At 64.0% G+C, this 21486-nt stretch carries 14 protein-coding genes and 1 tRNA gene; 7 read left to right on the forward strand and 8 right to left on the reverse strand.

Annotated elements, in window-relative coordinates; all coding sequences use genetic code 11:
• Positions 1–50 precede the first annotated feature (50 nt).
• A complete protein-coding gene (locus HQ314_RS15475; RefSeq protein WP_222647512.1) occupies positions 51–1253 on the forward strand; it encodes a cysteine desulfurase-like protein in 1203 nt (400 codons plus the stop codon).
• Positions 1254–1263: 10 nt separating this feature from the next.
• Here HQ314_RS15475 and HQ314_RS15480 read toward each other — a convergent pair whose 3' ends face one another.
• Complete coding sequence (locus HQ314_RS15480; RefSeq protein WP_222650542.1) at positions 1264–2253, reverse strand: NAD(P)H-quinone oxidoreductase; 990 nt, start codon at positions 2251–2253, stop codon at positions 1264–1266.
• Between the two features lie 57 nt (positions 2254–2310).
• Here HQ314_RS15480 and HQ314_RS15485 point away from each other — a divergent pair, with 57 nt between their 5' ends.
• Positions 2311–5559, forward strand: coding sequence for a BTAD domain-containing putative transcriptional regulator (locus HQ314_RS15485; RefSeq protein WP_222650543.1), 3249 nt, complete (start codon positions 2311–2313; stop codon positions 5557–5559).
• On the opposite strand, the gene HQ314_RS15490 is transcribed toward HQ314_RS15485, so the two are convergent.
• The 3 genes from HQ314_RS15490 to mgrA form a co-directional block, all read right to left on the reverse strand.
• Positions 5541–6368, reverse strand: coding sequence for an ABC transporter permease (locus HQ314_RS15490; RefSeq protein WP_222650544.1), 828 nt, complete (start codon positions 6366–6368; stop codon positions 5541–5543). The two genes, HQ314_RS15485 and HQ314_RS15490, sit on opposite strands and share 19 nt — an antisense overlap.
• Positions 6365–7333: a daunorubicin resistance protein DrrA family ABC transporter ATP-binding protein gene (locus HQ314_RS15495; RefSeq protein WP_037186508.1), complete on the reverse strand. Its 969-nt coding sequence runs from the start codon at positions 7331–7333 to the stop codon at positions 6365–6367. Before HQ314_RS15495 ends, HQ314_RS15490 begins: the two co-directional genes overlap by 4 nt.
• 63 nt (positions 7334–7396) lie before the next feature.
• Positions 7397–8443 carry an L-glyceraldehyde 3-phosphate reductase gene (gene mgrA / locus HQ314_RS15500; protein WP_222650545.1) on the reverse strand — a complete coding sequence of 349 codons (1047 nt, stop codon included), beginning with the start codon at positions 8441–8443 and terminating at the stop codon, positions 7397–7399.
• Between the two features lie 79 nt (positions 8444–8522).
• Here mgrA and HQ314_RS15505 point away from each other — a divergent pair, with 79 nt between their 5' ends.
• The 3 genes from HQ314_RS15505 to HQ314_RS15515 all read left to right on the forward strand — a co-directional run bounded on the left by HQ314_RS15505 (position 8523) and on the right by HQ314_RS15515 (position 10352).
• Positions 8523–9698, forward strand: coding sequence for an alpha-hydroxy-acid oxidizing protein (locus HQ314_RS15505; protein WP_308119437.1), 1176 nt, complete (start codon positions 8523–8525; stop codon positions 9696–9698).
• A 50-nt stretch (positions 9699–9748) separates the two neighbouring features.
• Positions 9749–10255: a MarR family winged helix-turn-helix transcriptional regulator gene (locus HQ314_RS15510; RefSeq protein WP_051613546.1), complete on the forward strand. Its 507-nt coding sequence runs from the start codon at positions 9749–9751 to the stop codon at positions 10253–10255.
• Between the two features lie 10 nt (positions 10256–10265).
• A tRNA-Ser gene (locus HQ314_RS15515) sits at positions 10266–10352 on the forward strand.
• Positions 10353–10390: 38 nt separating this feature from the next.
• Here the strand turns inward: HQ314_RS15515 and HQ314_RS15520 are convergent.
• Positions 10391–11533 carry a tyrosine-type recombinase/integrase gene (locus HQ314_RS15520; RefSeq protein WP_222650810.1) on the reverse strand — a complete coding sequence of 381 codons (1143 nt, stop codon included), beginning with the start codon at positions 11531–11533 and terminating at the stop codon, positions 10391–10393.
• Complete coding sequence (locus HQ314_RS15525) at positions 11517–12200, reverse strand: helix-turn-helix domain-containing protein (RefSeq protein ID WP_222650546.1); 684 nt, start codon at positions 12198–12200, stop codon at positions 11517–11519. The genes HQ314_RS15520 and HQ314_RS15525 overlap by 17 nt, the downstream gene beginning before the upstream one ends.
• A gap of 677 nt (positions 12201–12877) precedes the next feature.
• Here HQ314_RS15525 and HQ314_RS21870 point away from each other — a divergent pair.
• Together HQ314_RS21870 and HQ314_RS15535 are read left to right on the forward strand one after the other, a co-directional pair.
• A complete protein-coding gene (locus tag HQ314_RS21870; RefSeq protein WP_374197842.1) occupies positions 12878–13699 on the forward strand; it encodes a bifunctional DNA primase/polymerase in 822 nt (273 codons plus the stop codon).
• A complete protein-coding gene (locus HQ314_RS15535) occupies positions 13696–15258 on the forward strand; it encodes an ATP-binding protein (RefSeq protein WP_222650548.1) in 1563 nt (520 codons plus the stop codon). The genes HQ314_RS21870 and HQ314_RS15535 overlap by 4 nt, the downstream gene beginning before the upstream one ends.
• Before the next feature lie 82 nt (positions 15259–15340).
• On the opposite strand, the gene HQ314_RS15540 is transcribed toward HQ314_RS15535, so the two are convergent.
• Together HQ314_RS15540 and HQ314_RS15545 are read right to left on the reverse strand one after the other, a co-directional pair.
• Entirely contained in the window at positions 15341–20269 is a 4929-nt protein-coding gene (locus tag HQ314_RS15540) for a DEAD/DEAH box helicase (protein ID WP_222650549.1), read from the reverse strand.
• A 447-nt stretch (positions 20270–20716) separates the two neighbouring features.
• Entirely contained in the window at positions 20717–21301 is a 585-nt protein-coding gene (locus HQ314_RS15545; RefSeq protein ID WP_222650550.1) for a recombinase family protein, read from the reverse strand.
• Positions 21302–21486: the final 185 nt, after the last annotated feature.

The raw sequence follows: 21486 nt of genomic DNA on the forward strand, positions 1-21486 counted from the left end.
CGTGCCCGTGCGTGCCCGCCCTGTCGCCGTCGGCGCCTAGAGTGTGCGGCATGACCTACGACGTCGCCCGCGTACGAGGGCTGTTTCCCTCGCTCGGCGACGGCTGGATCCACCTCGATCCGCAGCTGGGCATGCAGATCCCCGACCGGGTGGCCACGGCCGTGTCCACCACCTTCCGCGGGACCGCATCGACGCACATCGGTCGGCACCCCTACGCGCAGCGCAGCGCGAAGGTCGCCGACGACGCTCGGCAGGCCGTCGCAGATCTGGTCGGTGGAACCCCCGAGGGCGTGGTCCTCGGTCCGGACCACGGCATCCTCCTGACCGCTCTCGCGGAAGCCCTCAGCACGCGTCTCGGCCTCGGTACGGGCATCGTCCTGTCCCGGCTGGACGACGAGGCGAACGTGGCACCGTGGCTGCGCATCGCCAATCGGTACGGCGCCCAGGTGCAGTGGGCCGAGGTGGACATCGAGACGTGCGAGCTCCCCAGTTGGCAGTTCGGGGAACTCATCGCGGCGAACACTCGGCTCGTCGCGCTGACCGCGGCGTCGACGGTGGTGGGGTCGGCCCCCGACGTCCGTGTCGCCGCCGACCTCGTGCACGACGCCGGCGGGCTGCTGGTCGTCGACGCGGTGGGTGCGGCCCCCTACGCGGTGCTCGACATCGAGGAACTCCGGGCGGACGTCGTCGCCGTCAACGCCGCGGCCTGGGGTGGGCCTCGCGTCGGAGCGCTGGTGTTCCGAGACCCCGAGCTGCTCGACCGGTTGCCGTCGCAGGCGCTCGACACCGATGCGAAGGGTCCGGCGCGGCTCGAGGTCGCCGGTCTGCACTACTCACTGCTCGCGGGGATGACCGCGTCCGTCGACTGTCTCGCCGCCCTCGACGAGAACGCGAGCGGGACACGTCGACAGCGTCTCGAGATGTCCATCGGCTCGCTGCAGGACTATCAGGATCGGCTCTTCGCGTACCTGCAGGAACGTGTGGCGGCACTGCCGCACGTCATGGCCATCGGTCAGGCGTCCAGCCGCATCCCGTGCCTGAGCATCAGCGTGGACGGCGTCGACTCCGACAAGGTGGCGGCGCGACTGGCGGACAACAGGATCGACGTGGTCGGTGGCCTGCACGGCGGCAGCCGCCTGCTCGAGTCGCTGGGTGTCGCCGATGCCGGTGGCGCGATCACGGTGGGGCTGGCGCCGTACACGACGCGGCACGAGATCGACCAGCTCGTCACGGTTCTCGAGACGCTGACCTGACCCGCGCCCGTCAGCGGACGCGCAGGATCACCTTGCCCACCGTGGCGTGGTCGTCCAGCATGCGATGAGCCTGCGGTGCGTCCGACACCGGCACCTCCGCGTGCACGACGGGCACGACGGCACCGTCGGCGATCATCGGCCACACGTGCTCGCGCACCTGGCGCACGATGTCGGCCTTGCCGCCCGGGCCGGTGAGGGGGCGCGCCCGCAACCCGGCGCAGTGCACACTGCCGCGCTTGGCCATCAGCGCGCCGAAGTCGAACTCGGCCACCCGGCCGCCCTGCATGCCGATCGTGACCAGGCGGCCGTCCATCGCGAGCGCAGAGATGTTGGGAGAGAGGTACTTCGCGCCCATGTTGTCGAGAATGACGTCGGCTCCGTGCCCGTCCGTCGCGGACCGTAACTCCTCGGTGAAGTCCGAGGTCTTGTAGTCGATGAGGATGTCCGCGCCGAACGATCGGCAGATCTCGAGCTTCTCCGCCGAGCCGGCGGTCACCGCGACGCGCGCGCCGAGGGCCTTCGCCACCTGGATGGCGTGCGTGCCGATGCCGCTGCCACCGCCGTGGATCAACAACGTGTCCCCGGCGGACAAGCCGGCGTACATGACGACGTTGGACCACACCGTGCACGCGACCTCGGGCAGCGATGCGGCCACGTGCAGGTCGAGCCCGTCGGGAACGGGCAGCACCTGTCCGGCCGGCACCACCACCTGCTCGGCGTAGCCACCGCCCGCGAGCAGCGCGCAGACCCGGTCGCCGACCTTCCACGAGGTGACGTCCGCACCGACGTCGGCGATCACACCGGAGCACTCGAGCCCGAGGATGTCGGTGGCGCCGGATGGCGGCGGGTAGTTGCCCTGCCGTTGCTGCAGATCGGCGCGGTTGACGGCGGACGCCGCGATGGAGATCAGGACTTCTCCCGGCCCCGGTACGGGATCGGGTACCTCGCTCCAGACCATGACATCGGGGTCGCCGTATTCGGTCAGTGTGATCGCATGCACAGGGTCGATGGTATGCCGCGGGGCGTGAGTTGCGACGAGGTCATACCATTCGACTCGGTGACCGGACGAGACGATGCGAACGACGTGCGGCCCGGCATCGGACAACCGGTGGTGGGCCTGCTGGGTGACGTCCGCATCCGCGTCGGTACGCAGTTCTCGGGTGTGCCGGGTCTGCGAGCGCGGACACTGCTGGCGCTTCTCGCGATGACTCCCGGCAAGTTCGTCTCGGTGTCGACGATCATCGACGAACTCTGGCCCGACGGCGGACCGGAGTCGCCGAAGTCCGCCGTGCAGACCCAGGTCTCGCGTCTGCGGTCGGTGGCACCGATGATCGAGACAGGACCGGCCGGGTACCGCCTCTCACTCGATTCGAACGACGTCGACCTGTGGCGAGCCCAGATGCTCGCCGCGTCGGCATCGTCCCTGAAACCTGCGGAAGCACTCGACACGGTTGCCGACGCGGTCGCGCTGTGGCGAGGCGAGCCCGGAGGTGATCTGGGCGACAGCACCGTGGCGGCCGACGTCGCGAAGGCTGCGGCAGACATCCGCGACACGCTGGACTCGATCGCCGTGGCTGCGTCGTCGGATGTCGGTGACCACGCGTCCGCGATCGAGATCGCACGCCGACGCTGGCACCGCGACCGTGCCGACGAGACCGCGGCGTCGTCGATGATGAGTGCGCTGCACGCCGCGGGTCGCACGGCCGATGCGATCGCCGTGTTCGCCGAACTCCGTGAGCTGCTGGCAGATCGGTGGGGCATAGATCCGTCGCCGGTCGTCGCGGCACTGCATGCCGATCTGCTCGGCGCGACAGTTCCGGTCGAGCCGGTCGCGCTGTCGGGCTACCCGGTGGTGGGAGTCCGTCACGCCTCCACCGAGCTCGTGGGCCGGACGGACGACATCGCGGCGGTGGAGAGCCTGCTGTCGAGGGCGCGACTGGTGACCGTCACCGGTCCCGGCGGAAGTGGCAAGACGCGCCTGGCTCACGAGATCGGTCGTCGTGCGACACAACGGGTTCCGGTTGTCGTCGTCGAGTTGGCACCTCTGCGGAGTGGAGACGACGTGGTCGCCGCCATCAGTGGAACCCTGGGACTGAACGAGGCGGACGTCGTGATGGGGTCCTTGCCCATCGGTCCTGTCCATTCCGCGCGTGACCGGCTTCGGGACGCGCTGGCATCGCGTCCTCTGCTGATGATCCTGGACAACTGCGAACACGTGTCGACCGATGTGGCCGGCGTGGTGGACGAAGTGATCGGGGCGAGCGATCTGGTGCGCATCCTGACGACGTCTCGAACGCCGCTGGGTGTCGCTGCCGAGTCGATCTACCCCCTTCCGCCGTTGGTCGTCGATGCGGGCGGTTCACCGGCCACCGATCTGTTCATCGCCCGTGCGCGGGCGGTACGACCGACCGTCGTGATCGACCCGGACAGGATCGCACGGTTGTGCACCCGTCTCGACGGTCTGCCGTTGGCCATCGAATTGGCCGCGGCGCGTGCTCGGTCGATGAGCATCGAGGAGATCGACAACGCGGTGGCCGATCGATTCTCGTTGTTGCGCAGCAAGGATCGGACTCGACCGGAGCGGCATCGGACGCTGCATGCCGTCATCGACTGGAGTTGGCAACTGCTCGACGACGGTCAGCGCCGTGCGCTCCGACGGTTGTGCCGCTTTCCTGCCGGCATCACCTCGCATGCTGCGCGGGCGGTAGCCGAGTTCGAGCCGGGTGACCGCATCGACGACGCGGTGGACGGTCTGGTGGAGCACTCGTTGCTCACGGTGGACGAGTCGGACGGGATGAGATTCCACATGCTCGAGACCGTCCGCGAATTCGGCGAGGAGCACCTGGCACGCGACCCCGCCGAGCGCGACGCGGTCACCGACGCGATGGTCGCGTGGGCCTCGTCCGTCGCACGGCAGGCCCTCGAACTGCATCGGAACGGCAACCGCAACGCGGTCGTTCCGGCGATCGACGCCGAGCACGACAATCTGCTGGCAGTGCTCCGTATCGCGGCGGTCGAACAGCGCTGGTCCGACGTCTTCACGATCTTCCCCGCTCTTGCCTACCTGTGGTCTGTGCGGGGTGCGCACTCGGAAGTCGTCAATTGGTCGGTGCGCCTTCTCGATGCGACCGATGTCGATCCCCGCGGTGTCCCCGACGACATCGTCGTGTTCGCCTACGTCTTCATGGCGTCGCACCTGGGATACGGAGGCTCGCCCCGGCAGGCGGCCCGCGCGCGCACCGCGTTGCGACGCGTTCTGCGGGCCAGACCGGGAACATCTCCGGCCCTGCGGTTCCCGGCGATGCTGCTCCTGCACCGCGCCGACGGCACAGGGCTGGCGAGGGTGCTCGCGGAGGCGGTCAGATCTGCAGACCCGGAGATTCGAGGTACCGCGCTGATGTTGCGCGGATCGCTGCGGGAGAACCGCGGTGACCTGTACGGCGCGGAACGCGATCTTCGCGCCGCGGCGTCCATCTCGCACGATGCCGACGATCTGTGGGGCATGGCTCAGGCTGCTCAGTCACTGGGGAGTATCCACGGGCAGACCGGGAGGCACGAGCAGGCCGCCGAGTTCTATCTCCACGGGGCGCAGTTGCTCTGGCGCCTCCACGCGTACGAGGAGAGTGTTCAGACGCGGACCTTCGCCGCTGCGTCTCTCGTCGCCGCGGACCGCGTCGGTGACGGGTTGGCTCTGCTGTCGGATTTCGGGCACGGCGATCGCATCACCACGGGGCTTGCGGTGGTCGCGTCCGACGAGGCGATGAGGCATCAGACGCGAGCCACGGTTTTCGGAACTCGGGCCGAGGCGATGCTGCGTGGAGGAGATGTGTCCACCGGTCTGGCGCTGTATCGGGACGCCGCCGAGCAGTGCCGGTCGGGGTGGGACGACATCGGAGATCCGTACGCCGTGATGTTGGCCTGCGCCTGCGTGGATGCGCATGTGCTGCACGGCGATCATGGCAGGGTGGAGGATCTGGTTCGGTGGATCCGCACCCGCGTCTGCGCTCCCCGCAGTGCTCTGGCGCGAGGGGATCTTCCTCAGCTCGGTGCCGTGGCCTGCGCCGTGGGGTCGTATCTGATCGCCTGCGGGCGATCGCACGAAGGACCGATTCTTCTGGCCGCTGCGACGTCCGTCGCGGCGCGACAGGACTTCCCGTCGATGACGATCGACCTGCATCTGGGTCTGGCGCGCCGAGTGCTCGGCATCGACGCGGTGGAGACGGCCCTGCTGCGGCGGCCCCGCACCCGGGCCGCCGCAGCGGAGTCGATCCTGGCCGCGCTGACGGATCAGGCCTTACGCATGTAGGTGCGCACGGTGAGTGGAGCGACGACCAGAACGATGATCGCCGCGCCCAGCAGCGACCACACCACATGGATTCCGGCGTGGCCGGTTCCGGCGAGTTCGCGCACCGCGGTGACCACCTGGGAAACCGGGTTCACGTTCACGAAGGCCTGAAGCCATCCGGGCATGGTGTCCACCGGGACGAAGGCGTTCGACAGGAAGGTCAACGGGAAGAGGATCAACATCGACACGCCCTGCACGGCGGACGCCTTGCTCATCAGGACACCCATCAAGGCGAAGATCCAGCTGATCGACCATGCGCACACGATCACCAGGCCGCCGGCGAGCGCAACTCCTACCGCAGCGCCCTCGGGTCGGTAGCCCATGGCGAAACCTGTGGAGAACGTGATGACGGTGGCGATGACGTACCGGACGACGTCGGCGAGCAGTGCGCCCGCCAGCGGTGAGATACGTGCGATCGGAAGGGCTTTGAACCGGTCGAAGACGCCCTTGTCCATGTCCTCACGGAGTTGCGTGCCGGTGACGATCGACGTGGTGATGACCGTCTGGACCAGGATTCCGGGAATGATGACCGGCAGGTAGCTCGCGATGTCGCCGGAGATGGCACCGCCGAAGATGTAGGTGAACATCAAGGTGAAGACGACCGGAACGAAGACGACGTCGAACAGTTGCTCCGGGTTGTGCTTCAGCTTGAGCAGACCTCGATACGCCATCGTGACGGTGTGGCGAGCGGACATCGAGACGGAGATCCGCTCGACCGGGGCGTCGACGAAGCTGGGCGCCGAGGTGGGGCTGGTCAGGGTGGTGGTCATGCGGCGTTCTCCTCGGATGTGGCGGCCGCGGAGTCGGGCCGACCGGTGATGGACATGAAGACCTCGTCGAGGCTGGGTTTGGCGACGGTGATCTCGGCGACGTCGATCCCGATGTCCCGCAACGAGATCAGAATGTCCGGTGTCGCCGAGGCATCCTTCATTGGCGCCGTGACGCGGCCCGATCCGGTGGCCGCGGACGCGTCGAGACCGAGGCGGGTGCTGACCAGGACACGTGCCTCCTCGGTGCGTCCGGGGTCGGCGATCACCAGAGTCATCGTGGACGTTCCCACCGACGCCTTCAGACTGTCGGCCGTGCCGTCGGCGATGACGCGTCCCCGGTCGATGACGGCGATGCGGTCGCACAGCTGATCGGCCTCGTCGAGGTACTGGGTGGTCAGCAGGACCGTCGTGCCCTCGGACACGAGTCGGCGGATGGTGTCCCACATCTGTACGCGCGTGCGAGGGTCGAGGCCGGTGGTGGGTTCGTCCAGGAACAGCAGCGGAGGTGTCGAGATGAGGCTCGCGGCCAGGTCGAGTCGCCGCCGCATTCCTCCGGAGAAATTCTTCAACGGCTTCGACGCGGCCTCGGTGAGGGCGAACTCCTCGAGAAGGTCGTTCGCACGTCGTCGGCTCTCGGCACGGCCGAGGCCGAGCAGTCGGGAGAACACGACGAGATTCTCCGTTGCGGTGAGGTCTTCGTCGACCGACGCGTACTGGCCCGTCACGCCGACCAGGGAACGCACGGCCGTGGGCTCCGCGACGACGTCGTGGCCGAACACCCGTGCGCTGCCGCCGTCCGGGCGCAGCAGGGTGGCGAGCATGCGGACCGTGGTGGTCTTTCCCGCTCCGTTGGGTCCGAGAACTCCGTAGACCGCGCCGCGGGGAACGGTCAGGCTGACGCCGTCCACCGCGCGCTGTCGGCCGAAGTTCTTGACGAGGTTGTCTGCTTCGATGGCTGGTTGCATGCGCTCAGCGTGCACCGCTCCGCTGTCACGGCACTGTCGTGCCGGTGTCGTGCCGGTGTCGGATCAGATCCGTGACGGCTCTTCCCACAGGTTGATGCCGGACTCCTTGGCGTGCTCGTCGATGCGGCTCAGTTCGTCGTCGTCGAATAGGAGTTGCGCGAGTGCACCCACGTTGTCGTCGAGCTGCTCGACGGACGAGGCGCCGATCAGCACCGTCGTGACCCGCGGGTCCCGCAGCGCCCACGCCAACGACATCTGGGCGAGCGACTGCCCCCGCGCCGCGGCGATGTCGTTCAGCGCGTTCAGATGCCCGCGCATGTCCTCGGTCAGCCACTCGGGATCGAACGACTTCCCCTGTGCCGCGCGCGACTCGTCGGGGATGCCGCCGAGGTACTTGTCGGTCAGCATGCCCTGCGCGAGAGGGGAGAACGCGATCACGCCGACTCCCAGCTCGTCGACGGCCGGCAGTAGATCGGACTCGATCCAGCGATTGAGCATCGAGTAACTCGGCTGGTGGATCAGCAGTGGCACTCCCGCATCGGACAGCAGTGCCGCCATCTGGCGGGTGCGCGCCGCCGAGTACGAGCTGATGCCCACGTAGCGCGCCTTGCCCTGCTCGACGGCACTGACCAGCGCGCCCGCGGTCTCCTCGACGGGTGTGTCCTTGTCGGGGCGGTGGCTGTAGAAGACGTCGACGCTGTCGAGCCCCATGCGCTCGAGTGAGCGGTCCAGTGAGCTCAGCAGGTACTTGCGCGACCCGCCGAAGCCGTACGGGCCCGGCCACATGTCCCACCCCGCCTTCGTCGAGATGACCAGCTCGTCGCGGTACGGCCCGAAGTCCTCCCGCAGGATACGGCCGAAGTTGATCTCCGCGCTGCCGTACGGCGGCCCGTAGTTGTTGGCGAGATCGAAGTGGGTGATGCCGAGGTCGAACGCGCGACGGAGCACGGCCCGCTGCGTGGCGAGCGGTACGTCGTCACCGAAGTTGTGCCACAGCCCCAGCGAGATGGCGGGCAGCTTCAGTCCGCTCTCACCGGTACGGCGGTAGGGCATCGCGGTCGGGCGGTCGGTGTCGTAGCGGTCGGGGGAGGCGACATAGGGATCCGGCATGGCGCCATCCTGCCGGACATGTGACGCTCACCAGCGTGAAATCGTGTTGCCGGGCGTGCGCGTTCGCTAGCGTTTGCGTGTGAGCACTTTCGGCAACTTCCAGAACGAGATCTACCTGACCGGGCTCGGCGGCACGACCCCCGACCTGCCGATGACGGCCGACGGTCTCGAGGAGCGGGCGCGCGAGACGCTGTCCGCGGCCGCCTTCGCGTACATCGCCGGGAGTGCCTCCACGGAACGCACGGCGCGTGGGAACGTCGACGCGTTCGGCTCCCGCAGGATCGTTCCCCGGATGTGGCGCGGGGCCAGCGCACCGGACGCCCGCGACCTGTCGGTGACCGTGCTGGGGACCACCCTCGCCGCACCGGTGCTCACCGCGCCCATCGGCGTCCTCGGCATGGTGCACCCCGCGGCGGAACCCGCCGTCGGGTCGGCCGCCGCCGAGCTGGGGATCGGCTCGGTGCTGTCCACCGCGTCGTCCACCCCACTCGAGGACGTCGCGGCGGAGTCCGGCGAGAACTGGTGGTACCAGCTGTACTGGCCGTCGGACGACGGCGTCGCGGAGTCACTGGTGCGTCGTGCCACCGCGGCGGGAGCGAAGGTCATCGTCGTCACGGCGGACACCCCCGGCATCGGGTGGCGTCCGCGCGATCTCACGCTCGGTCATCTGCCCTTCCTCCGCGCCGAGGGCATCGCGAACTACCTGTCCGATCCGGTCTTTCGCTCACGCCTGGCGTCGCCTCCCGAGGAGAGTGCCGAGGCGCTGCAGATCGCGGTGCTCACCTGGGTCGGCATGTTCGGCAACCACACGCTCCGCCCGTCCGACGTCGCGCGGGTGCGTGAGTGGACGCATCTGCCCGTCGTGGTCAAGGGGATCCTGCACCCCGACGACGCCCGTGCCGTCGTCGACGCGGGTGCCGACGGCGTCGTCGTCTCCAATCACGGTGGGCGACAGGTGGACAACTCGATCGCCGCGCTCGACGCGCTCGAACCCGTCGCCGCGGCCGTCGGGGATCACGCGACCGTGTTGCTCGATTCCGGTGTCCGCTCCGGCGCCGACGTGGTGGTCGCGCTGGCCCTCGGCGCCGACGCGGTGTTCTACGGGCGGCCGTGGGTGTACGGCCTGGGACTCGGGGGCCGGGAGGGTGTCGTCCATGCGCTGCGGTGCCTGCTGGGCGACCTCGACATCACCATGGGACTGGCCGGGCTGTCGTCGGTCACCGAGGTGGACGGGTCGATTCTGTACCGGTCCTGAAGATGCGCAGGTCGGCACGCGCGGGGGTCACCGCGGTCTAGCCTTCCGTCATGGTCGTTCACAGTGCGCGTCCCGAGGAGTCACAGACCGCGGCCCCGCCGGTGGCCTGGTTGAACGAGGCGGAGGCCCGCGCGTGGCGCGCGTTCATCGATGCCGACTACCGCCTCATGGACACCCTGAACCGCGACCTGCACACGCGAGAAGGCCTGACCCTGGCCGAGTACCGCATCCTGGTGCGACTGAGCGAGGCTCCCGACGGTTCGCTGCGGATGAGCCTGCTCGCCGACGGCGTGCTCTCGTCGAGGAGTCGGCTCACGCACCAGATCCGCCGAATGCAGGAGCAGGGCTTGGTGGTTCGAGATACCTGCGACGAGGACGGGCGCGGTGTCCTGGCCGTCATCACGGACGACGGACGTGCCCGCCTGGCCGCAGCGGCACCGTCGCACGTCGCCGCGGTACGGCGATGCCTGATCGATCTGCTCACGGCCGACGAACTCGCGACGATGGCCGAGGTGTTCGAGAAGGTCGATCGACGACTGCTCGCGGGAGACCACTAGTATCGATCGCGGAAGCGTGGCAGAGCGGCCCAATGCACTCGCCTTGAAAGCGAGAGACGTGTGAAAGCGTCCGGGGGTTCAAATCCCTCCGCTTCCGCAACGAGTATTTGCTCTGAACTCACCGAAAGGTGCAGTTCAGGGCATTTTCTCTATCGGGATTGTGACCGTCGGTCTGCCGTCTGCCCATTCTTTGCCCACACTCTGCGATAAGGCCGCGTGATCCAGCGCCACTCCAACGGCATCGAGATCGTCGTCGAACAGGTCCGCGTATACGTCGAGCGTCATCGCCGCAGACGCGTGCCCGAGCATCCGCTGCAGCGCCTTCACGTTGACACCCGCGCTGATAGCCAGACTCGCTGCAGTGTGGCGCAGATCGTGCGGGGTGAGCCGAGGAACCGCAGACTTGGCCACGGCCCGTGTGAACCATCCTGTCGACGACACCGAGCGCCGCAGATAGTCTCCTCCGCGGCCCGGAAACACCAGGTCGTGAAGTCCCTTGCCCTCGCAGAGACGCGCCAGCTCTTCGACGAGAAAGCCAGGTACCGGTACGGCGCGGGACTTGTGGGACTTCGGGGTTCCAACGTGGATCTGCTGTTCGACCTGAACGGCGTTTTCGACAATGTTGAGACGTCGCCGCGGCAGATCAAGGTGGCGCACGCGAAGCCCGATCGCCTCACCCCACCGCACGCCGCAGTATGCAAGCACGAGGACCAGGACGCGATGCTGGCCGGCTGCAGCGGCGAGCTCGGCAACCTCGGCGTGAGAGAGGTAGACGTGTGCCTTGGGCTGCTTTCGAGGCAGGTTCTCGACGCCGCGTGCCGGGTTCTTCGCGAGCCGCTTCGATTTCACCGCCGAGTCGAGCACTCCGGCCAAGACGCCGTAAGCGCGGATGACGACCGTCGCACCCTTGCCGGAGCGCGTGAGGTCCGCAATCCATCGCTCGACGGAATCGAGGTCGATGTCAGTCAGTCGGGTCGTTCCCCAGCGAGGCTCGACATGAACACGCCAGGCTGTCTCGATCGACTTGAAAGTCGACGGCTTTACGTCGGACTGCTTGCGGTAGAGCCATACGCTGCCGATCTCGCTGACTGAGACGACGCCGAGCTTGTACGGGACATATTCACCGCGCATTTTCTCGACTTCGACCGTAGCGAGGAAGGCTTGAGCATCGCGTTTGGTCTTGAAGCCCCTCTTGTCCGTTTGCTTTCGGTCGGGCGTCCGGTATCGCACGCGGTAGCGCTTTCCGCCGGCAGTTGTGTAACTACCTATCGTCGCCACGGTCGAGAATTTCTTGTAGTTCCGACTGGAGCTGGCGGGTGATGCTGCCCCGACGCTGTGCGTTGGCTCCGTCGCCAGCACGCGCATCACGCTCCTGAGAGAAGCTTCGCCCCCACGTCACAGCACAAACTTCTGCAAGACCTCGTTTGGACAGGCCGAGTTTTTTACGCGCCCGTTCCTCCGCGCTTCCCGAGGCGGCGAGAATGGTAGCTGCGGTGGAGAGCCGCTGGATCGAGGCCTCGCGTTGCACGGTCCTCAACTGCGTGTTCCCTGCCTTGTTGGTGACCGGAACCCTCAGATCGCGCCTCATTACTGCATCTGAGACGTGCTGAGGCTCGACTGGTTTCCCGGCAAGCCAAGCTGATAGCAAGGATCCATCAACCGTCAGACGGTCGTTGAGCTCGACTGGCTCATTTGTCGTCAAAAGCGCTGCCACGGTGACGTCGTAGCACCCGGCTTCGGCCAGTGCCATGCACACTGCAATAAGGGTGGGTATGGATGGAGCTGCTCGACCCGCTTCGAAGTCCGCAACTCGCGATTCGCTCCAAGGCAGCCCGTGTTGCCTTGCGAACACTGCGAACTCGTCCAAGGTGATCTTGGCGGTTAGCCGGAAGGTCTTCGCGTTCTGGCCGATCAGACGCGAGAGCGCCGACTGCTTACTGCTCATACACCCAACCTACGTCAGTCGACGTAGGTTGACAACTGCTGCCAGATGACGCATAGTCTCAAGCATCGTCGAACGACGAAGCCTGAGGAGAAGCCATGGAGAATCGCACGCGGCTGGCAACGCCGCTGGAAGTTGCCGAGTTCTTGGGGTCCACTGTTGCAGGAATTGCGCAGATGCGGCATAGAGGAAACGGGCCCGACTTCATAAGAACCGGCAGTCGAAAAGTCATGTACCGATGGGAAGACGTGACCGGCTGGGTTGAGCGGCAACGCTTCTGTCGAACCGACCGCCCGTCTGGCGGGGCAGGTGTGCGCTGACGGGCTGTAACCGGGATTTTGACGGCTGTGGTGAGCAAGGTGCTTGCCTCGAACGCCCCCGCGCTGCTGCGTCAACAGCAGGTATCCGCGAGGGCCAGATCACCATCCGAGAGGAAAGATCACCGTGGTCAATATTAGACCAGAACAATCAGAATACATTCGCGCCGGCATCGAGCGAATTCGTCGGCTGCCGAGAAACCATCGATTTGTGCTTGCGGAGCTTGCTGAGAACTTGCCCAAGCCTGAGCATGCCTACGAGTCGGCACGCTTGGTAGGCGAGGCGCGCAACACGGGCCTGATTGTGCGTGTTGGTTATGGTCCAGCAAGAAGGCCGAAAGCGCCGCTCGCGCCCGCGAACGTATGGTGTCGCACGGGCAAGAATCTGATCGCTCAGTTCTCGTGAACTTGCTGCGGTCTAGCGCAATCGCGTACGCGTCCGGCGGTTTGCGTGTCTTCCCGCTTGCCCCGCGGTCGAAAGTGCCACTTCTTTCGAGTAGGGAAGGCGGAGCGGGTTTCCTGGATGCGACCGTCGAAGTACCGAAAGTCAGCGAATGGTGGACGCAAGTTCCGAACGCGAACATCGGTCTTCGACCGCCTGTGCGACCAGACGGCTGCAAGATTGTGGTGATTGATGTTGATGTCCAAAACGCAGGCCTGGTCACATGGCGTCGATTCCTCGAAACATACGGCCCGACTCCACCCACGCTTACTGCGCGCACTGGACAAGGGGGAGCGCATTTATGGTTCTGGGTTGACGGGAGCTGCAGATCCACTCTTGGGCCCGGTATCGATTGCAAGACCGGCGTCAATGGGTATGTAGTGGCCCCGCCCTCAAGGCACCCGTCTGGCAGAACCTACACGTGGATCTCAAACAATGTTGTCGCCTGGGCCCCACCTTGGCTTAACCGCCAAGTTGAGAAGCCAGCCAAATCCACTCGGGCCCGAAAACTTGATACCAGCAACGGTAGCTTCGGCAACTACGGCTTGGTGCAAACTGTTTTGAACGCTCGTGAAGGAGAACGAAACAACCTCCTTTTTTGGGCCGCGTGTCGCGCCCTCGAGACTGGTATGAGTCTGGAGTACGAAACATCGCCACTCTGTGGAGCCGCGCTCGCGATCGGACTGGGAGAGTCTGAAATCCGATCCGTCTTTCAATCTGCACGAAAGCGGCACGACCAATGACCGAAGACCAGACGGTTGACAATCCCGCGGATCTTTCTTGGAACGACTTGATCGAACTGCCGCCCAGACGCCCCGACGACGATGGACAAACAAACGAATCCCCAAGTTTGCCCGCCGCTAACAGCGTTTCAATCGCAGCGCTATTAGTGGCCATGGCACTCGATCAGTACGAGCTCGGACGCACCCCTGCGGATAGCCCCTACGTACGGCCATTAGGCGGGCATGTAGTCCGGCAGATGAGGGGCGGCACCACCGGCTTGCGGTCGCATCTCGCGAAGGTCTACTTCCAACGTCAGCGGAAGATCGCACCCTCAGCGGCTCTGACCGATGCGATCGCTACTTTGGAGGGCCTGGCAGGGGACGCCCCTGTTCGAGAGGTCCATCTCAGGATCGCGGAGCACGATGAAGCGATCTACCTGGACGTGGGGGACGCCGACGAGTCCGTGATAGTCATCCAAGGCGGTACGTGGACACGCACAAGCGGAGATATCCCAGTCCTTTTCCGTCGGACCTCCCTGTCTGCCCCCTTCGTAGACCCTTGTGTTGGTGGTGAGTTAGACCTGCTCTGGGAGTCGGTTAACGTTGCGGTCGAAGATCGACCGCTGGTCATCGCTTTTCTAATCTCCGCACTGATTCAACCAGATGTCCCAAAGCCGATCCTTGCATTGTTCGCTGAACAAGGGTCAGGAAAGTCGACGGCGACGCGCAAGATTGTGGACCTGATCGACCCATCACCTGTCCCATTGAAGAAGACTCCGAGAGACGCCGAAACCTGGACACTGATGGCATCGGCCTCCTGGGTAGTAGCGCTGGATAATTTGTCGAAGGTGCCGGAGTGGCTATCGGACTCGCTGTGCCGAGCATCAACTGGCGACGGCGACGTGAAGCGCACGCTGTACACAGACGACGGGTTGTCCATCGTCAAGTTCAATCGCTGCGTTATTGCGAACGGTATTGATGTCGGGGCTCATCGAGGCGATCTCGCGGAGCGCCTCATAAATGCCGAGTTGCTTCGCATCCCCAGTTGTCAGAGACGAAGCGAAAAAGACTTGAACGACACTTGGGAGATCACGAAGCCCATTATCTTTGGTGCGCTTCTTGATCTCGCAGCCAAAGTCCACCTACATCTGCCCAGTGTTGCACTGGTCAGTCACCCCCGGATGGCTGACTTCGCTCAGGTACTTGCGGCTGTAGACAGCATCTGCGGAACGGAGGGTCTCGAAAGATATCTTGGCAAAGCCGCCCTGTCTGCCCAGGACACACTATCGGCGGATCCGTTCATTGAGCGGATCCTGTTGACGATCACGGCAACATTCAGCGGTGGTGCCACGGAGTTGCTGCGTCGCTGCCAGCCTGAAGAGATTTCGTGGCGGCAGCCGCTCGTTTGGCCGAAAAATTCGAGAGCGGTGACTGGCATCCTCAGGCGAAACGCGCCTGCAATGAGATCACTCGGTTGGGGTGTTGAAGACGATGGAGGAAAAAATCGCGACGGAATCGCCAAATGGACGCTCACGCCACCGGTTGAAGCTGAGCGAACGCCACCGATCCGCTCGAACTAAGTCAGTAGGTGTGCCCCGTGTGCCCCGTCCAAGATGTAACTGACCCTTACGCGGGGAACACGGGGCTCATATTCACACTTTGTCATGCGTCGAGCTCACCAACGATGCGAACCGTGTTCACTGCCACTGTTGTCACCCGTTTGATAAGTCCGACGATATAGGTGGGGTCATCGTGCTCATCGCACCAATCGTTGGGGTCGTTGACAATGCCCGACGCTCCGTCGGTCTTGACTTGGTAACGGTCGATGATCCACGCGAGAGCGGAGCGCGACCCGAGCATGTAGTCCTCCGCTTCAGCGGGGATGCCCGTGATGGTTACCTTTGGGTTGTAGACGATGGCAGTATGATCGGCCTTGCCGCGCCACTTCATCTTCTGCACGCGCCAAGTATCACGGTCGGAGGCGTCAACGCCGGCCTTTACCTCCACCGTCAAGGGGTACGGCTCGGCAGTCTCGTAATCTTTGTGGAGATTTGCGAGTCGGCGTCCGGCTTCGGCGAGCTTATTGAACCGCTCGACGGTGTCCGGGGTTGAAACATGCGGAAGCATCTTTTTTAGATCGCCAGCGTAGGTCTCCCGATAGCTTGGGACGTGGAGCTGGCCGTAGACAAATAAGAAGATTCGATCCTTGGTGACCGTGTGGCCAAGCTGGTTGCGATACAGGGTCAGGATTTCGTCGGTGATGTTGTCGACGCGTCGATACCCGTACTCGTCGACCTTGGCATCATCTTCTGATGAAGCGAATTCGAGTTCCTGGCCGTTGTCGGACTGAACCTGCTCATATGTCCAGCGTGGGAAGAACTGCCCTCCTTGACCGAAAAAATTTACATCGGGGATGGAGGTGAGCATGAGACCACAAAATGGTGATGCTGTGCCGCCGACGTTGAGCTGAATACCAATATTGGTGTGGTTGGCTGTCGGGAACACCGACGGTATCTGCGACCGCTCATGGTTCAGGTAGCGGTCGAAGTAACACCACTGTGAATTCATCGGTCGGTAACTGCCGACCCGGACACCTGTTGGATCGAACTCGACCCGTCTCCCCCTGGCGAGATGGGTCCGGAGACTGCGTGACCACTTTATGCGGGAACCATCAGCGGCGGATGACGTTTCGGCTAGCCAGTTGGTGACCGTAGCCTCCGTCGGGCGCATTATCGAACGCTCTGCGCAGTAGGTCTGGAACGGTGCTAGTTGGTCGTTGTAGTTCGCGATCAGACCTGTCGCGGAGTCGAGCAAGGTCTTGCGTGAGCTGTTGTACACCCAGGCGTCGCGAGAAGTCTCAAGGCCACGGGAGAACGCCCTGAAGATTCGTGGCTGGCTGGCGTTGCGGTCGCGTGAACCGATCACGGGCCACGACCCAAACTCTTCGTCTCGTTGACTCGTCCAGTCACCATGCTTGTTCGGTCTGATGTCCTGCCACTCGATATTGTCGATACGGACGCTGTCGACGATGCGAAGCTTTTCCTCGCGGCTGAGGTAGTCGCCAATGTCGCGGTAGTAAATCTCGCAAGGTCCGGTGCGGGTGGCGTCTTTGACACCCACCAGGATCGCCACGGTCGAGCGACTGCCCGCACCGAACACCTTCCCTCCTTCCCGCCGCGACAGTTCACCCGAGGTTCGTTGGTTGCCTCGAAGGTTGTAGACGTACAACTTTGCGTATTCGTCGGCGAAGGACAGCCTGACACCGGCGGCGGTGTTGCCGTCGATCCAGCCGCCGTTGGAGACGAAGGCGACGATGCCGCTATCACCGACTCGGTCAGTTGCCCAACGGAAGGCGCGGTAGTAAGAGTCATAGAGGCTGTTTTTGTTGGTGCCCTTCGAGCGGGCGACGTAGGTCTTCTCCAGGCGACTGTCAAGTGTGGGGTACTTGATGTTGGCGTTGAGGTCGTTAGCGCTGGTCTGCCCGACCGAGTAAGGCGGGTTGCCGACGATGACGTTGATCGGCATCGCCAGCTGCTTCTCGATGCGCGAGTTGTTCTGCGGAAACATGATGGCGTCCATCGTGTCGCCGTCTTCAGTGATCTGGAATGTGTCCGCCAGAATAATGCCCTCGAATGGGACGTACTGCCCCTCTACGCCATCAGGGGTCGTTAGCGCGTGGAACGTCGACTCGATGTTGACCGCCGCTATGTAATACGCGAGCAGCATGATCTCGTTGGCGTGCAGCTCACCGGCGTACTTGCGCACCAAATCGCCCGGCAGGATCAACCCGGACTGCATCAACCGGGTGATGAACGTGCCAGTGCCGGTGAACGGGTCGAGGATGTGAACGCCCTCGTCGGTGAGGCCGCGCCCGAAGCTCTCGTTCGATACATGGTCAGCGGTGCGGAGAATGAAGTCGACGATCTCCGTCGGGGTGTAGACGATGCCCAGCGCCTCGGACTGCTTCCGGAACGCGATCCGGAAGAATCGCTCGTACAGTTCGGCGATCACCTGTTGCTTGCCTTCGGCCGAGTTCACTTCGGAGGCACGTACTCGCACGGAGGCGTAGAACTTCTCCAAGCTCGACGCCTCAGCTTCAAGACCGGAATCATCGAGGGCATCGACCATCGACTGCATGACGATCGACACCGGGTTGTGGTCGGCGAAGTCGTGACCGGCGAACAGGGCGTCGAACACCGGTTTGGTGATCAGGTGCTGGCTGAGCATGCTGATGGCGTCGTCGCGGGAGATGGAGTCGTTCAGGTTGTCTCGCAACCCGGTGAGGAATTTCTCGAACTGCGCAGCGACGTCAGCCGAAGCGCCATCGAGTAATGCGTTGATGCGGGTGATCTGCGCGTTGGCAATCTCAGCGACGTCCCCTGCCCACTGCTCCCAATAGACGCGAGTGCCGACCTTGTCGACGATCTTCGCGACAATCGCTTCCTGCCACTCCGAGAGCGAGAACAGCGCCATCTGGGTCGCCATCTCACCGCTGGTTTTGTCAGCGTCACCAGTTGGCTGGTCGGCGGGGGTCGTGCCGTCCGAGATCGACTCGTCGCCATCGCGTGTGGGCCCGATGTGCCCGCCCAACAGCCGGTCGGTGCCTTTGCCAGTCTTTTTTGGGGCGTTGGCGTTGAGGGCGATGGAGTTGACCATGGCGTTGAAGCGGTCGTCGTGAGCACGTAAAGCGTTGAGGACCTGCCAGACGACCTTGAAGCGCTGATTGTTCGAGAGGGCCTCCGATGGGGAGACTCCGGCGGGGACGGCGACGGGCAGAATGATGTATCCGTAGTGCTTGCCCTCGGATTTGCGCATCACACGTCCGACTGACTGCACCACGTCCACGACGGAGTTGCGGGGGTTAAGGAACATCACCGCGTCCAGCGCGGGGACATCGACACCTTCGGAGAGGCACCGGGCGTTGCTGAGGATGCGGCATTCGCCTTCGGGGATCGGTGCCTTGAGCCAGGAAAGTTGTTCGTTGCGTTGCAGTGCGTTGAAGGTGCCGTCGACGTGATGGACCGTGCAGGTCAGCTCTCGGTTGGTGGAATCGATGTGCTCACCGTCGTTTTCGGTGTCGTCGAGCAGTTCGCGGTAGGCGTCGACGACGGCAGGAAAGACCTCGGCGATCTGCTTGGATGCTGCGATGTCTTTGGCGAACGCCACGGCGCGCTTCATCGGGAGCTCACCAGGAGTGAATCCGTCGCCGTCGGTGGTGCGTCCGGCGCGTTTGGCGAGACCGTTCCAGCAGCCGACGATCTTGGAGGCGTCGTCGAGTCGGAGTTCGCTGAAGTTTCCGGCGAGCTGTTTCTGCATCGGTGAGGCGATGAGTTCCTCGTCGACGGTGAGAACGATGACCTTGTAGTCGGTGAGCAGGCCGCGCTCGACGGCATCGCCAAAGGAAAGACGATGGAACTCGGGGCCGTACGTTCCTTCGTCGTCCATCGACGTCAGCTCAGCAGAGTGTTCCTCGGCCTTGTCGCGCACCTTCTCATCGAAGATGCGGGGTGTCGCGGTCATGTAGAGCCGGCGGTCGGCTTTGAGGAACTCGGCGTCGTGCACCTTGACGAAGTTCGAGTCGTCGTCGCCGAACAAGGTGACTCCGGTGGTGCGGTGTGCTTCGTCGCAGATCACCAGATCGAACGGGTCGACGCCTAGCCCCTGAGCTGCTGCAACCGCAGGCAGGGATTGGTAGGTGGTGAACACGACCGTCAGACCCTTGGCGCGCTTGCGGTGCGCCATCTCCGACGCGAGCGTGGCTGGATCGGTGGTGACAGGGATCGCCACGTCGTGAACGTTGAAGTCCTCGGCAGACCGAGAGACCTTGTTGTCCGAGCACACTGCGAAAGCTCGAAGGGGAAGTTGGGTCTGCGCGGTCCACTCCCGCAACGTCTGGGACAGCAGCGAGATAGAGGGGACCGCGAACAGGATGCGTGCGTGCCCGCCGGTTTCCGATGCAGTCTGTTCGGCGACCTTGAGGGCCGTGAATGTCTTGCCCGTCCCGCACGCCATGATCAACTTACCGCGGTCGTTGCCCGCGGAGTAGCCAGCGAATACAGCATCTATTGCGTCCTGCTGGTGCTGCCTGGGATCGTGGCGTTTCGCTTCACTGAGGTTGATCGTCAGATCGCCCTGTGGCCATGCGATGTCCCAGTCGATCGGTGACTCGGCGATTTCGGCTAGACCGATGCGTTGCACTGGGATTTGCTGGTTCTCTAGCGCCGCCTCTGCGTTCGTACCCCATCTGTCGGTGGTTGAGATGATCACACGATTCGTGAACGGCTTTTTCCCGGATGCAGTGAAGAATGAGTCGATGTCGCCCTTCGCGAGCATGTGGGTGGGTTCGTAAAACTTGCACTGCACGGCAGTTAGATCGCCGGTGTCGCGGTTGCGGGCAACGAGGTCGATGCCAGTGTCGGGCTTCCCGGCGCGGTCGGGCCAGTCCATCCACCGCCAAACCTGGTCGTACTCCTGGCTGAGCAGGGGATCGAGCTGGAAGTAACGAACCATCAGCCGCTCAAACTTGGTACCGCGCTCTGAATTTGAGGGGGCCGTTCTGAATGCATCGATGACCTCGTGCACTGAACCCACGTCGACTCCAATCCGTTAACGCTGACATCTGGTGGTGGCCATCCTGCCTCCAGCGGCGCGGGAGGAGGCCGGCGGCTACCGCCTTCCCTGATCGACTCATGGTGAGCGGCAGTTCGATCGTGCTGCAGAACTTATGCACCCCGGCCCCATCCTTCTCGGAGCCGAGGCGCAGCGACGCTGGTCGACGTACGCGAGATCGCCAAGCGTGCCCAGGTCGTTCGTAGCAGGGTGCCGCGTACGGGAGTTAAGGACGAACTCCAGGGCACCGTCTACGGGTACACCCGCGGGCCTGCCTGTGAGGCCCAGATAGCGCTGAAACGCCTGTTCGGTGGGCACGCCCATCCAGAAGCAACCCGACAAATGTTCGACAACTGCCCGACAAGAGCTTGTGACGATGCGCCTACGAAGGCCCGACTCGCCAATCTGTATTGGGACGCATCCTGGATGCTAAGTCGGGCGGAGTTGTTCGCCTGTCGTTTGGCCGGCTGCGAGATGCCTATACAGCGTGGTCCGGCTTACACCCACGACCCCCGCGATCTCCTTCAGGTCCAGTCCATCCGCACGCATTTTTTTCACTTGCTTCAGCTTGGCGGGCGTGAGCTTGGGTGGTCGCCCTCCAGTCCGCCCGCGTTCGCGAGCAGCTTTCAGCCCGATGTTGGTTCGTTCGCGGATGAGGTTGCGCTCGAACTCTGCGAGTGCACCGAAGATCGAGAAGATCAGTCTGCCGCCGGGGGTGGTCGTGTCTATTGACTCGGTGAGGGACCTAAAGCCCACACCTCGTTGCTCAAGGATGTCCACAGTTTCGAGTAGATGGGGAAGTGAGCGTCCTAAGCGGTCAAGCCGCCACACCGCAAGGGTGTCACCAGGGCGAAGAGCGTCGAGGAGGGCATCGAGCTGTGGGCGAGCGGTCGTTGCTCCGCTCGCGACGTCGGTCCACACGCGGTAACAACCAGCGTCACGCAGTGCGTCCTCTTGACCTGCAGTCGTTTGCTCGGATGTGGATACGCGTGCGTACCCGAGGGTCTCGGCCATGACTGCCATGTTACAGAACTCATCTCGTCCCAGTATTATGAAACGCGAGAAATGAACATGAGTTTTGGGACTTGGTCGCAGCAGGTGGGGAAAGCTTCCGCGGCCTGGCAGGCCGATGTACCGAAAACGGTCGTTTTTGAAACATCCGTTTGGATGCGAAACCCTTGGCCCGGCTTGCATCAGGA

Source organism: Rhodococcus sp. BP-332 (assembly GCF_019836065.1).
Lineage (GTDB): Bacteria > Actinomycetota > Actinomycetes > Mycobacteriales > Mycobacteriaceae > Rhodococcoides.